The organism is Allobosea sp. Leaf344 (assembly GCF_001426225.1).
Taxonomy (GTDB): Bacteria; Pseudomonadota; Alphaproteobacteria; order Rhizobiales; family Beijerinckiaceae; genus Allobosea.
In genome coordinates this window covers 683,955-696,679 of the sequence record NZ_LMRT01000013.1, presented here as the reverse complement: position 1 = coordinate 696,679, position 12,725 = coordinate 683,955, and the positions used below count along the sequence as shown (strand labels likewise).

At 67.7% G+C, this 12,725-nt stretch carries 13 protein-coding genes and 2 tRNA genes; 5 read left to right on the top strand and 10 right to left on the bottom strand.

Going from position 1 to position 12,725, the window contains the following annotated elements; translation table 11 throughout:
- The first annotated feature begins 241 nt into the window (after positions 1–241).
- Entirely contained in the window at positions 242–1,222 is a 981-nt protein-coding gene (locus ASG72_RS12025) for a phosphoribosylaminoimidazolesuccinocarboxamide synthase (protein WP_056712493.1), read from the top strand.
- A 445-nt stretch (positions 1,223–1,667) separates the two neighbouring features.
- Here ASG72_RS12025 and pncB read toward each other — a convergent pair whose 3' ends face one another.
- Positions 1,668–2,942, bottom strand: coding sequence for a nicotinate phosphoribosyltransferase (gene pncB, locus ASG72_RS12020; RefSeq protein ID WP_056712491.1), 1,275 nt, complete (start codon positions 2,940–2,942; stop codon positions 1,668–1,670).
- Between the two features lie 185 nt (positions 2,943–3,127).
- Positions 3,128–3,212: transfer RNA gene (locus ASG72_RS12015), tRNA-Tyr, on the bottom strand.
- A 265-nt stretch (positions 3,213–3,477) separates the two neighbouring features.
- Between ASG72_RS12015 and ASG72_RS12010 the strand changes: the two genes are divergently transcribed.
- Positions 3,478–4,284: an RNA methyltransferase gene (locus ASG72_RS12010; protein ID WP_082540294.1), complete on the top strand. Its 807-nt coding sequence runs from the start codon at positions 3,478–3,480 to the stop codon at positions 4,282–4,284.
- Between the two features lie 19 nt (positions 4,285–4,303).
- On the opposite strand, the gene ASG72_RS12005 is transcribed toward ASG72_RS12010, so the two are convergent.
- Positions 4,304–4,807 (bottom strand): hypothetical protein, encoded by a 504-nt coding sequence (locus ASG72_RS12005; protein WP_056712488.1) that lies wholly within the window; start codon positions 4,805–4,807, stop codon positions 4,304–4,306.
- A 144-nt stretch (positions 4,808–4,951) separates the two neighbouring features.
- On the opposite strand from ASG72_RS12005, the gene ASG72_RS12000 reads away from it, so the two are divergent.
- From ASG72_RS12000 to ASG72_RS11990, 3 genes are all read left to right on the top strand, one after another.
- A tRNA-Thr gene (locus tag ASG72_RS12000) sits at positions 4,952–5,026 on the top strand.
- A gap of 130 nt (positions 5,027–5,156) precedes the next feature.
- A complete protein-coding gene (locus ASG72_RS11995) occupies positions 5,157–5,717 on the top strand; it encodes a DNA-3-methyladenine glycosylase (protein WP_244488786.1) in 561 nt (186 codons plus the stop codon).
- Positions 5,689–6,060: a DUF1003 domain-containing protein gene (locus ASG72_RS11990; RefSeq protein WP_348271582.1), complete on the top strand. Its 372-nt coding sequence runs from the start codon at positions 5,689–5,691 to the stop codon at positions 6,058–6,060. The genes ASG72_RS11995 and ASG72_RS11990 overlap by 29 nt, the downstream gene beginning before the upstream one ends.
- 32 nt (positions 6,061–6,092) lie before the next feature.
- Here ASG72_RS11990 and ASG72_RS11985 read toward each other — a convergent pair whose 3' ends face one another.
- The 7 genes from ASG72_RS11985 to ASG72_RS11955 all read right to left on the bottom strand — a co-directional run bounded on the left by ASG72_RS11985 (position 6,093) and on the right by ASG72_RS11955 (position 12,629).
- Positions 6,093–6,482, bottom strand: a complete 390-nt coding sequence (locus ASG72_RS11985) for a cupin domain-containing protein (RefSeq protein ID WP_056712483.1) — start codon at positions 6,480–6,482, stop codon at positions 6,093–6,095.
- 351 nt (positions 6,483–6,833) lie between these two features.
- A complete protein-coding gene (locus ASG72_RS11980) occupies positions 6,834–7,658 on the bottom strand; it encodes an inositol monophosphatase family protein (RefSeq protein ID WP_056712482.1) in 825 nt (274 codons plus the stop codon).
- Positions 7,658–8,500, bottom strand: a complete 843-nt coding sequence (locus ASG72_RS11975; RefSeq protein WP_056712480.1) for an endonuclease/exonuclease/phosphatase family protein — start codon at positions 8,498–8,500, stop codon at positions 7,658–7,660. The genes ASG72_RS11980 and ASG72_RS11975 overlap by 1 nt, the downstream gene beginning before the upstream one ends.
- Positions 8,501–8,502: 2 nt before the next feature.
- Positions 8,503–9,363 (bottom strand): carbohydrate ABC transporter permease, encoded by an 861-nt coding sequence (locus tag ASG72_RS11970; protein WP_056712479.1) that lies wholly within the window; start codon positions 9,361–9,363, stop codon positions 8,503–8,505.
- Entirely contained in the window at positions 9,360–10,238 is an 879-nt protein-coding gene (locus tag ASG72_RS11965) for a sugar ABC transporter permease (protein WP_056712477.1), read from the bottom strand. The genes ASG72_RS11970 and ASG72_RS11965 overlap by 4 nt, the downstream gene beginning before the upstream one ends.
- A 3-nt stretch (positions 10,239–10,241) precedes the next feature.
- Positions 10,242–11,534, bottom strand: a complete 1,293-nt coding sequence (locus tag ASG72_RS11960; RefSeq protein WP_056712631.1) for an ABC transporter substrate-binding protein — start codon at positions 11,532–11,534, stop codon at positions 10,242–10,244.
- A gap of 51 nt (positions 11,535–11,585) precedes the next feature.
- Positions 11,586–12,629, bottom strand: coding sequence for an ABC transporter ATP-binding protein (locus ASG72_RS11955; protein ID WP_056712475.1), 1,044 nt, complete (start codon positions 12,627–12,629; stop codon positions 11,586–11,588).
- Positions 12,630–12,725 lie beyond the last annotated feature (96 nt).

The following is a 12,725-nucleotide window of genomic DNA, read 5'->3' as shown; positions in this document are numbered from 1 at the left end:
GACGTGACCAATCGTTCCAATGTTGCAATGCGGCTTGGTGCGCGCGAATTTCTCTTTGGCCATGACACCCTGTTTCCTGACACCGGCCCTACGAGGCCTTGCGAAAGCGCGGTCGCATTAGGGGGTTTTGGCCGATGATGCAAGGTTTGCCGCGCGGCGGCGGCTTTCGCCCAGCACTCTTGACCGGGGCCTCGCGCCGAACCCTAACTGGCGCGCCTGCCAGCGACCGGGGCCGAGGGATATGACAGATCCGCGCATTGTGACCGATGCCTTCATCCCCGAGTTGCCCAATCACTACAAGGGCAAGGTCCGCGAGAATTACGATCTGCCCGATGGCCGCCGCATCATCATCGCCACCGATCGGCTCAGCGCCTTCGACCTGATCCTGACCGCGATCCCGCTCAAGGGCGAGGTGCTGACCCAGACCGCGCGCTACTGGTTCGAGCAGACGGCGGATATCTGCCCCAACCACGTGCTGGATTATCCCGATCCGAATGTGGTGATCGGCCGCAGGCTCGACATCCTCCCCGTCGAGATGGTGGTCCGCGGCTATCTCGCCGGCACCACCAGCACCTCGATCCTGACCAAGTACAAGCGCGGCGAGCGCGAGATGTATGGCGTCCGCCTGCCCGACGGGCTGCGCGACAATGAGAAGCTGCCGGCGCCGATCATCACCCCGACCAGCAAGGCCGATGCCGGCGCCCATGACGAGCCGCTGACGCCGCAGGAGATTCTGGACCGCGGCCTGCTTACCCCCGGGCAATGGCAGACAGTGTCGGATTACGCGCTGGCGCTGTTCGCGCGCGGCCAGGAGAAGGCCGCCGCCCATGGGCTGATCCTGGCCGACACAAAGTACGAATTCGGGCTCGACCGCGACGGCGGCATCGTCCTGGCCGACGAGATCCACACCCCCGACAGCAGCCGCTATTGGCGCGCCGACAGCTATGCCGCCTCGGTCGCGGCCGGTACGCGACCCGCCAGCTTCGACAAGGATTTCGTCCGCGCCTGGGTGGCCGAGCGCTGCGACCCGTACAAGGACCCGATTCCGGCGATCCCCGACGAGCTCGTCGCCGCGACCTCGCGGGTTTATGTCGAGGCGTTCGAGGCGATCACCGGGCGGCAATTCACGCCGGCAGCCTATGAGGGCACGGCGTTGGAGCGGATCAGACGCAATCTCGCGCCGTATTTCACCCCGACCGAGCCGTCATTGCGAGGAGCGTAGCGACGAAGCAACCCAGGGAACGCAGCGCTCGACGACACTGGGTTGCTTCGCTTTCGCTCGCAATGACGGGTGCGCACTTCGCCGTCAGACCCCGAACACCCGCCGATAGCGCGCCACCGCCTCGGCCTCCCCCGCGACTTCGCGGGTTTATGTCGAGGCTTTCCACGCGATCACCGGGCGGCAATTCACGCCGGCAGCCTATGAAGGCACGGTGCTGGAACGGATCCGGCGCAATCTCGCGCCGTATTCCGCCCCGACCGAGCCGTCATTGCGAGGAGCGTAGCGACGAAGCAACCCAGGGGAGCGCAGCGCTCGACGATCCTGGGTTGCTTCGCATTCGCTCGCAATGACGGGTGCGCGCTGGAGCATCCTTCGAGACGGCCCTTGCGGGCCTCCTCAGGTTGAGGGCTGATGGGGAACCAGCCTTCGCAGCGACGCGTTTCCGTCAGACCCCGAACACCCGCCGATAGCGCGCCACCGCCTCGGCCTCGCCCGAGACCTTGTCGGGATTATCCGAGAGCTTCACCGCCGGGCGCCCGTTTGCCCGCGTCACCTTGCAGACCAGCGACATCGGGTCGAGCGCGCGCGAGCCGTCCGGCGAACAGCCGACGAGATCATTGGTCAGGTCGGTGCCCCAGCCGAAGGCGGTGCGGACCTTGCCGTCGAAATGATGGTAGACCCGCTCGATCGCATCGACGTCGAGCCCGTCCGAGAACACCAGCAGTTTGTCGCGCGGGTCGCGTCCCCTGTCCCGCCACCAGGCCATGATCTCCTCGCCCGCCGGGATCGGCGGCGCCGAATCCGGCCGGAACCCGGTCCATTCCGCCACCCAATCCGGCGCATGGCGCAGGAAGCCGGTGGTGCCGAAGGCGTCCGGCAGGGCGATCAGCAGATTGCCGCCATAGACCTGGCGCCATTCGTCGAGCACGCGATAGGGCGCCTGCAGCAGCTCCGCATCGCTCTCGGCCAGCGCCGCCAGCACCATCGGCAGCTCATGCGCATTGGTGCCGATCGCCTCGAGATCGGTGTCCATCGCCAGGAGGACATTGGAGGTGCCGCTGAATTTCGGGCCGAGCCCTTCCTTCAGCGCTTCCACGCACCAGCGCTGCCAGAGATGGCCATGGCGGCGCCGCGTGCCGAAATCGGAGAGCTTGAGATTGGGCAGGCGCTGCAGCCGTTCGACCTTGTCCCACATCTTGGCCTTGGCCCGGGCATAGAGCACGTCGAGCGAAAAACGCTTCTGGCCGACCATCACCCGGCGGGCGCGCAATTCATTGATGATCGCCAGCGCCGGCACCTCCCACATGGTGGTATGGGTCCAGGGCCCCTCGAAATGCAGCTCATACTGCCCGTCGACCTTGCGCAGCTCGTAATCCGGCAGCTGGAAGCCTGCGAGCCAGCCCAGGAAATCCGGCGAGAACATCTGCGTCTTGCCATAGAAGCTGTTGCCGGCGAGCCAGATCAGCTCCTTCTTGGCGAAGCGCAGCGAGCGCGCGTGATCGAGCTGGGCGCGCAGCTCCGCCTCGTCGACGATATCGGCCAGCCTGATGTGCCGTGAGCGATTGATCAGCGAGAAGGTGACCTGCACCTGCGGATGGAAGCTGCGGATCATCTGCAGCATCAGCAGCTTGTAGAAATCCGTGTCGAGCAGGCTGCGGATGATCGGGTCCAGCCGCCAGCCGTGATTATAGGTTCGGGTCGCGATATCGGTGATGGTCATGGCTGGGCATCGGGTCCGGGGCTGGCTCGCACCCAAGATGACTAGGCGAAATGACGCGTGTTTGAAAAGCCGCCGGGCGGGCGGCGGCGATGGGCCGGGGGCGGATTTGCGGATGAAAGCTGTGTGTGAAGGGCCTTGCGGCCACGCAGCTGCGCCGTGAGCCGGATCGCAGCGATGCAGGAAGATGGTGGGGGAAGCAGGACTCGAACCTGCGAAGGCATAGCCAGCGGATTTACAGTCCGCCCCCTTTGCCGCTCGGGACATTCCCCCGCCCGCGCCGCTTGCGGCCAGGCCGCAGGCGAACTCTCGTGTCACTTGCGTGACGGCGACAGGCGCGGCCGGACTTATGGTGACCGGGCCTGCCGCTGTCAACCGGCAAAACACGCCGCGCGCATTTCCCGCGGACGAGCCGGCGCATCTGCCCTTGCGACAGGCGCGCTCCGTCTCCGCCGATCCCGGGCCCGTCCCCGACAAGCCTCTGGTCAAGCGGCGGAAGCCGTGTCAGGGCATGCGGCGGAGCTTGAGGAGTCCGATGATGCCCGCGCCGTTTCGTCCCAAATCCGGCCGGCCCGGAGGTCATGGGCAGAGCCGTTTCCAGCGCCGCGAGGACGGGCCGCCGCCGCATCGGCCCGGCGATATCGACGAGGCGGTGCTCTATGGCGTCCACCCCGTCATCGAGGCGCTGCGCAACCCGAGCCGGCGTTTCAGGCGCCTGCTCGCCACCGAGAACGCGCTGAAGCGCCTCGAGGAGGAGGTCGGCACGCTGCCGCTCGAGGCGACGCTGGTGCGCCCCTCCGAGATCGACCGGCTGCTCACCCCCGATTCGGTGCATCAGGGGCTCTATCTCGTCTGCGACCCGCTGCCCTCGCCGTCATTGGACACATTGCCCGACGATGCGGTGGTGCTGGCGCTGGACCAGATCACCGACCCGCATAATGTCGGCGCCATCCTCCGCTCCGCCGCCGCCTTCGGGGCCGCGGCCGTGATCGTCACCATCCGCCACTCCCCGGCCGCCACCGGCGTGCTCGCGAAATCGGCCTCGGGCGCGCTCGAACACGTGCCGCTGATCGCGGTGCGCAATCTCGGCGATGCGCTGCAGGATCTCGGCAAGCGCGGCTTCCAGCGCATCGGCTTCGATTCCGATGGCGAGGAGAGCTTCGATTCGATCGCCTTGCGCCGGCCGCTCGTCATGGTGATGGGCGCCGAGGGCAAGGGCCTGCGCCAGCGCAGCCGCGAACTCTGCGACCATGTCGCGCGGCTGGAGGTGCCGGGCGCCATCACCAGCCTGAACGTCTCCAACGCCACCGCGATCGCGCTCTACGTCGCCAGCCGGCGCGGCTGAAGCTGCGGCCGCCGCGCGCTCAGCGCCGCGGCACGATCAGCAGCAGCGCCCCGGATTCGGCATGGCGGTGGCGGCCCGCCCCTTCTCCCGCGATCCTGATCGCCTGCGTCGCCGGCCGGTCGCGCGGCCCGACCAGCCGGTACAGCGTCGGCTCGGGCGTCGGCGGACGCGGAATGCCGGTGCGCACCCGCATGCCGTCGAAGGAGTCCGGATCGGGTGGCGGGCTCGGGGCGCGGCGCGTCAGCGGCACCTCGTCCCCTCGCATATAGCCGGCGGGGTAGGACAAAAACCCCTCCTCCAGCGGGATGAAGGGCGCGTAGCCGAGCGGGGCGACGCGCGGGACGCGGTGATGGCGGCTGCCCGGCCAAGCGGGCCTGCCGGCGAGATGGCGATGAGCCCCGGCATGGGAGGCGGCAGGCGCCAGGCCGCTGCCGCGCGCCCCCGCCGCCAGCCCCTGGCCCGGCGGCATCACCAGCAGAGCGCCCGCGAGAAGCAGCAGGCATCGTCCCGATCGGCGCGTCATGACGCACACTCCTCACCCGATGGCAGGCCTCCTCGCGCGATCATAGCCGCGCTGGCGCGCAAGGGAAGCGGAACCGCGACTGAGGCCGGCCGATGCGGCTTGCCCTCGAAAGCGGCGGCTGGTAACCGCTTGTCGCGAGTGCGGGCCGGCGTAGCACAGCGGTAGTGCAGCGGTTTTGTAAACCGAAGGTCGGGAGTTCGATCCTCTCCGCCGGCACCACTCGGAACTCCTTTATCGTCAACAGGTTGAACCGGTATCCGGATTCGGGTCCTCAGCGTCCTGCGGGCGCCCGGGCGTGAGATGGAGCTTGTCCCTGGTCGAGATCGTGCCGCCCCCTGCCGGCCACCCGCTGGAGATCGCGGATTTCGAGACCGGCCCGCTGGCGCTGAGCGCGCCCGCCCTGGCGCGGCGGCTGATCGGGACGACGCTGCTCTTGGACGGCGTCGGCGGCGTCATCGTCGAGACCGAGGCCTATACCCGCGACGACCCCGCCTCCCATAGTTTTCGCGGGCCGACACCGCGCAATCGCAGCATGTTCGGCCCGGCCGGGCGCGCCTATGTCTACCGCTCCTATGGGCTGCATTGGTGCTTCAACATCGTCGCGGTCGAGCAGGGCGCCGTGCTGCTGCGCGCCCTGGCGCCGCTTTCGGGCCTGGCCGAGATGGCGGCACGCCGCGGCGCCGGCACCGCGCTCTGCTCCGGCCCCGGACGGCTGGCGCAGGCGCTGGGCATCTCCCTCGCCCATGATGGGCTCAACGTCACCGCGGCGCCTTTCGTCTTGCTCGACAGGGGGGCCGAGCCGCCGCTGCTGACCGGGCCGCGCATCGGCATCAGCAAGGCGCAGGAACAGCCCTGGCGCTACGGCCTCGCCGGCTCGACGCATCTCAGCCGCGCCTTCCCCCGTCGCTAGCGCCGATCCGCGAAACCCTCTCGGCCTGCTGCCGCTGCTGCCGCGATGGGACCCGACCTTCGTGATGCTCGGGATGGTGGCCTCGGTCGAGGCGATCTTCCTCTCCACCTTCATCCTGATCAGCCAGAACGCGATGTTGCGCGCCGCCGAGCGGCGGGCCGAGCTCGACCTACAGGTCAATCGGCTGGCCGAACACGAGGTCACCAAGCTCGTGGAGATGCTCGCCGCCATCGCCCGCAAGCTCGACGCCCCCGCCGTGGAGGATTCGGAGGTACGGGAGGCGGCGCAGGATATCCGCCCCGAACAGGTGATGCGGCAGATCGATCAGGGACGGGAGGATTGATCCCGTCCCAAAGCTTTGGCGGGCCGCGGCGCTCAGGCGTTGTCGGGCACGTAGCGGCGCGACAGCTCGTTGCGATCGTCATAGGAGGCTTCGAAGATCGCCGCGGCCAGGGTCGCGCGCACATGCAGAATGCCGGTCCCGACATTCTTGAAGCCGTGGCGGGCCCCGGCCGGTACCAGCACGGATTGGTTGGCGGTGACGATCATCGTCTCGTTGCGCAGATAGATCTCCGCCGTCCCCTCGAAAACCTCCAGCACCTCCTCGACCGCATGGAGGTGCATCGGCGCGCCGAGGCCCTGCTCGCAGAACTGGTCGAAAATGCAGAGCTGCCGACCCTCGACCAGCGCGGAGACCCGCATCTGCGTCATCACGCCGTCGCGCCATTTCTCGAGCGGCTGCGTGTTGTGGTCGAGTATCGCCATGATGGGTTCCCCTTCTGAAGCGTCCGCCCCGCCTCGGGCCGGGCGGCGATCGGGGCCGCGTGGGCGCCATCCACCCATCTCGATCCAGCCCCCCGCCGCCACAGTATCATCGGCACGCGGCGATGCACCCCTTGCGGCCGCTCTGCCGATGCGCAGCAACCTCATGCCCCAAGGAGAGGCGAAAACGAAGGCTGGACATCCTCGCGGGCCGCTCTAGCTCCGGCCCATGCCCACGCCTCATGCCCCGGAGCCCCAGCCGCCTTCGCCCTGGGTCGACATCGCGCTGTTCGCCGCGGCGCTGCTGATCGTGGCGCTGGCCAGCGTCTATCTCATCACCGAAACCTGAGCGCCTCAGTCGATCAGCGCCGTTCTCGCCGCCTGCCAGCTCACCGCGTCGGGCGCGCAGAGCAGTCCGGTCGCAGCCTGTCCCGGCCGGTAGGGCGTGCCGTCGAGCAGCCGGATATGCGCCCCCGCCTCGGCCACCAGCAGCGCGCCCGGTGCATGATCCCAGGGGTTCAGCCGGCCATAGAGCAGCACATGGCAATGGCCGGCGGCCGCCTGGCGATATTCCTGCCCGCAGCAGCGCAGCGAGGCGACATCGGCGAAGGCGGGAAAGCGGGAGGGCAGCGCACTGCGCACCGGCTCCGGGAAATATTGCCAGCTGACCATCGCCGTCATCGCCGCCGGGAGATCGGGCCGCGCCGCCACGAGATCGCGCCGGCTGCCGTCGCTGCGCGCGAGCCAGGCCCCCTCCCCGCGCAGAGCCAGCGCGCTGTCCGCCACCACCGGATCATGGATCACCGCCGCGACGGTCTCGCCCTTCACCAGCGCGGCCGCCATCACGGCGAAGAGCGGCAGGTCGCTGGCATAGTTCAGGGTGCCGTCGATGGGATCGATGACGAAAGCCAGCTCCGCCGCCGCCAGCCGGCCCGTCAGCGACGGATCGGCCGTCGCCGCCTCTTCCCCGACCAGCAGAGCGTGCGGAAAGGCCTTCGCCAATTCCGCGGCGATGAAGCGCTCCGCCGCCTCGTCGGCCTCGGTCACGAGATCCTGCGCCGACTTCTTCTGCCTGATGTCCCCAGCCGCCAGATTGCGGAAGCGCGGCATCACCTCGCGCTGCGCCGCTTCGATCAGGATCTCGGTCAGCCGGTCATGGTCCTGCCGGGTGAACAGCATCAGTCGGTGCCGAATTCGACGAGGATCGGCTGGTGGTCCGAGGCCCGCGTCTCGATTTCGTAGACGATGCGGCGCGCGCGCTGCGCCAGATCCGGCGTCGCCAGCACATAGTCCAGGCAGCCCGGGGCGCCATAGGTCTGGTCGACGATGAAGGCCGAGGGCGGATGCTCCCTGCCGCCCTCGAGATGCGGCCAGAGATCGACGAGCGGCGGCACCGCCCCGTCGAAGGGCGCCATCAGCCTTGCGAGCGACGCATCATCCGGCCGCATGTTGAAATCCCCGGTCAGGATGGCGCTGCTGGTGCCGGGAGTCATCTTATAGGTATGCGGCCCGGCCTGGCGCGGCGTGGCATGGCGCGCACAGCCCATGCGATGCACCTCCCGGATCGCCTCGACCTGCGCGGCCCGCAGCAGCGGCGAGGAATATTCGAGATGGGTGGTCATCAGCCTGACCGGCCCGAACGGCGTCTGCGCCACCGCCTCGATCAGCACCCGCGGCATGTTGCGCGTCGCCGCCGCCTCCCAGGGCAGCATGTGCCGCAGGATCTGGGCGACGGGATAGCGCGTCAGCAGCAGATTGCCGAAGCGCTTGCGCCCGCCCTCGCCGTCATCGGTGTCGACGCCGATCCCCTCGACCGCGGTGAACCCCGGCAGCAGCGCGGCGATCGCTGCGAATTGGTCGCCGGAATCATTGCCGTCGAGCTCGGCGAAATTATCGGCGACCTCCTGCAGGCAGAGCACGTCGAAATCCGCCATCGCCTTGGCATGGGCGACGATGCGGGCGGGGTCGACACGGTCATCGGTGCCGCGCGCCCATTGGATGTTCCAGGTGATCAGCCGCATGGTCACTTGATGCCCGCCCGCATGAAACTCTGCACGAATTGCCGCTGGAACAGCAGGAAGGCGATCAGCAGCGGCGCCGAGGTCATCAGCGTCGCCGCGCAGATCACCGCCCAGTCGATGCCCTGATCCGTCGAGGAGAAAATCTGCAGGCCGACCGTCAGCGGCCGCGCCTCGACCGAGTTCGTCACCAGCAGCGGCCACAGAAAGTTGTTCCAGTGGAAGCTGACCGAGACCAGCCCGTAGGCGATGTAGGTGGGGCGCGCCAGCGGCACATAGACCTTCATCAGCACCTGCAGCGGGTTGGCGCCTTCGACGCGGGCGGCGTCGTCGAGCTCCCGCGGCACGGTCTTGAAGGTCTGGCGCAGCAGGAAGATGCCGAAGGCCGAGGCGATATAGGGCAGCGCGATGGCGGTGATGGTGTCGACCAGGCCGAGCCTGGCCATGGTGCGGTAATTCTCGACGATCAGCGCGTCGGGCATGATCATCAGCTGCGCCAGGATCAGGGCGAAGGCGACGTCGCGGCCCCAGAAATCATGCCGCGCCAGCGCATAGGCCGCGAGCGTGCCGAGCACGAGCTGGAAGCTCAGGATCATCGTGACCAGCACGAAAGTGTTCAGGAAATAGCGCGCGAACGGGGCCGCCGCCCAGGCGCGGCTGAAATTCCCCAGCGTCAGCGGCGCCGTCAGCACGAAATTGGTGGTGTATTCCGAGGGGTGGATCGCCGCCCAGACGGCATAGGCGAGCGGCAGGATCCAGATCAGCGCCAGCAGGATCGCGCCGGTCGATTCCAGCGTCAGCGCCAGCCCCTTCGGGCCATAGGGGTCGGAGCGGGCGGCGGGCGCCTGCGGTTGCACGGCGCTCATCTGTAATGGATCCTGCGCTCGAGCCAGCCATATTGCGCGAAGGCGACCAACGCGAGCAGCAGCAGCAGCACGCAGGTCAGCGTCGCCGCATAGGCCGTGTCCCAGAAGCTGAAGCCGACCTGGTAAATGTAGAACAGCAGCAGCGTGGTCGCATTGTCGGGCCCGCCGCGCGTCATCACGAAGATATGGTCGACCATCCGGAAGGCGTTGATCACCGCGTTGATCAGCACGAACAGCGTGGTCGGCATCAGCAGCGGGAACTGGACCCTGCGGAAATAGGTCCAGCGCGAGGCGCCTTCGATCGCCGCCGCCTCGCCGAGGCTGGGCGGGATCGCCTGCAGCGCCGCGAGGTAGAAGATCATGAAGAAGCCGGCCTCTTTCCAGATCGCGACGATGGTCACGGCATAGAGCGCCGTATCCTGCGAGCCCAGCCAATTGGTGTTGCTGCCCCCGAAGGCCTGGATGATCTGCTCCAGCAGCCCGTATTGCGGGGTGAAGAAGAACAGCCAGATATTGGCCACCGCGATCATCGGCAGGATGGTCGGCGTGAAGAACGACATCCGCACCCAGGTGCGCCCGACGATCCGGTCATTGACCCAGAGCGCCATCAGCATGGCGAGCGCGATCGAGGTCGGGATGGTGCCGAGCGCGAACCAGAGGTTGTTGCTCATCGCCTTCCAGAAGATCGGGTCCGCCAGCATCTGCTGGTAATTGTCCGCGCCGACGAAGCGCGCGGGCCTGCGCCCGCGCGGCGTCGAGTAGAAGCTCTCGATCAGGCTCGCGACCGCGGGCCAATGCGTGAATAGGGCGAGGCAGGCCATGGCCGGCAGCAGCAGCAGCCAGCCATGGACGGTCGCGGTCGCGCGGGTGTTCATGCCTCAGCGATAGGGCTTCAGGATGCGCTCGGCCTCGGCCTGCGCATCCTCCAGCGCCTTTTGCGGCGTCTTCGTCCCGGTCAGCGCCGCCTGCAGCCCGTCGTTCAGCGCCTTGGTCACGCGCTGGTTCTCATGCGTCGACAGCTCGGCCACCGCGTGCGGAAGCTGGTCGCGCGCCACCAGCGCCGGCGGGAACTCGCTGGCATAGGCCTTCATCGCCGCCGTCTCATAGGCCGCCGGCGAGACCGCGACATAGCCGGTGTCGATGCCCCATTGCGCGGCGCGCTCGGGAGTGGTGATCCAGCGGATGAACTTGAACGCCGCCTCCTGCTGGGCCGGCGTCGCCTTCTTCGACAGATAGAAATTGCCGCCGCCGGTCGGGCTGCCGCGACGCTTGCCGCCCGGCAGCATCGCCACGCCGAAGGGGAATTTCGCGTTGCTGCGGACATTGGTGAGGTTGCCCGTGGTGGTCCACATCATCGCGACCTTCTTCTCGAAGAAGTCACGCGGCGTGGTCCCCCATTCGACGATGCCGGGCGGGTGCACCTTGTGCTTCTGGGCGAGGTCCACCCAATATTGCAGCGCCTCGACCACGGCCGGATCGGCATAATTGGTCTTGTCCCCGGCGGCATTGGCGAGGATCGCGCCGGCCTGCGTCGACAGCCCCTGGAACAGCCAATAGGGGAAGCCCGAGGACGGGATCTGGATGCCCCATTGCGTGACGTTGCCGGAAGCGTCCTTCTTCGTCAGCTTCTGGGCGAATTCGAGCTGCTCGGCCCAGGTCGCCGGCGGCTTCTCGGGGTCGAGCCCGGCCTCCTTGAACAGCTCCTTGTTCCAGTAGAGCACCACCGTGGAGCGCTGGAACGGGATGCCCCAGGTCTTGCCGCCGGTCTGGCTGTTTTCCATGAAGGCCGGGAAGAAGCTCGCCAGCCACTTCTTGTCGTCCTCGGTCTTGATGAACGGGTCGAAGGGGACGATGGCGTCCTCGTCGATCAGCGTGAACATATCGGTGGAGAGCAGCACCGAGGTCACCGGCGGCGTGCCGCTCTTATGGGCCGTCAGCGCCTTGACGATCGTCTCCTGATAGGTGCCGGCATAGATCGGCTTCAGCTTGATCGACGGGTTCTCCTTCTCGAAATCCGCGGCGAAGGCGTCGATCAGCTTGGTGATCGGCCCGCCCACGGCGACCGGATAGAAGAACGAGATCTCCGTCGCGCTCTGCGCCAGCGCGCCCCGCGGCAGCGCCAGGCTCCCGGCCAGAGCGGCCGCGCCGCCCAGTAATTCACGCCTGTCCATCATCATCTCCCCTGCTGTCGGCGGATCTGGATGCCCGCCGTGAATTGGCAGTCAATCCTGAATCAGCCTGCGTTCGGTCTGAAGATCGAACCAATGCACCGCGTTCTGTGACAGGCCGATGTAGACGCGCTCGCCCGGCCTGGCCTTCACCTTGCCGGGCCGGCGAATGATGAAATTCTGCCCGTCGATGCGGGTTTCGACCAGAGTGTCGGCGCCGAGATACTCGACCGCCACCACCTCGGCGGCGATGCCGCTCTCTGCCAGTTCGGTCATCTCCGGCCGGATCCCGACGGCGAGCCGCGCCGGCTCATGGCCCGGCGGCGCCGATAGTCCCGCGCCCGCGCCATGCTCCAGCACCGATCGCCAGCTGATCACGTTCATCGGCGGCGTGCCGACGAAACGCGCCACGAAGATCGTCTCCGGATGCTCGTAGAGCGTATCGGGCGGCCCATCCTGCTCGATGCGGCCGGCGCGCATCAGCACCACCTGATCGGCCATGGTCATCGCCTCGACCTGGTCATGCGTGACATAGACCATGGTGATCCCCAGCCGCTTCTGCAGCTCGCGGATCTCGCGCCGCATCTCGACTCGCAGCTGCGCGTCGAGATTGGAGAGCGGCTCGTCCATCAGGCAGACCGGCGCTTCCGCCACGATCGCCCGGCCCAGCGCCACGCGCTGCTGCTGGCCGCCGGAGAGCTGCGAGGGCTTGCGGTCGAGCAGCCCGGCGAGGCCGAGGATATCCGCCGTCCGCTTCAGCCTCTCATCCCGCTCGGCCCGGCCGACATGCCTGACCTTGAGCCCGAACAGGATGTTCTCGGCGACCGAGAGATGCGGGAACAGCGCGTAGTTCTGGAACACCATCGAGATGCCGCGCCGCGAAGGCGGGGCGCTGGTGACGTCCCGCTCCCCGATCAGGATCGCGCCGCCGCTGGTTTCCTCGAGACCGGCGATCAGCCGCAAAGTCGTCGATTTGCCGCAACCCGAGGGCCCGAGCAGCGCCACCAGATGTCCCTGCGCCACGGTGAAGCTGATCGAATCGACCGCGGGCGCGCCGCCCCAATTCTTCGATACAGTCCTGAGCTCGACGGAAACCATACGCGGACAGGCTCTTGCAGGGCAGAAAGAAGGAGGAAGCAGACTGACGCTGCAGGATGGACCTGCCGGACCATGGCCCGAAAGCCGCCGCCTGCA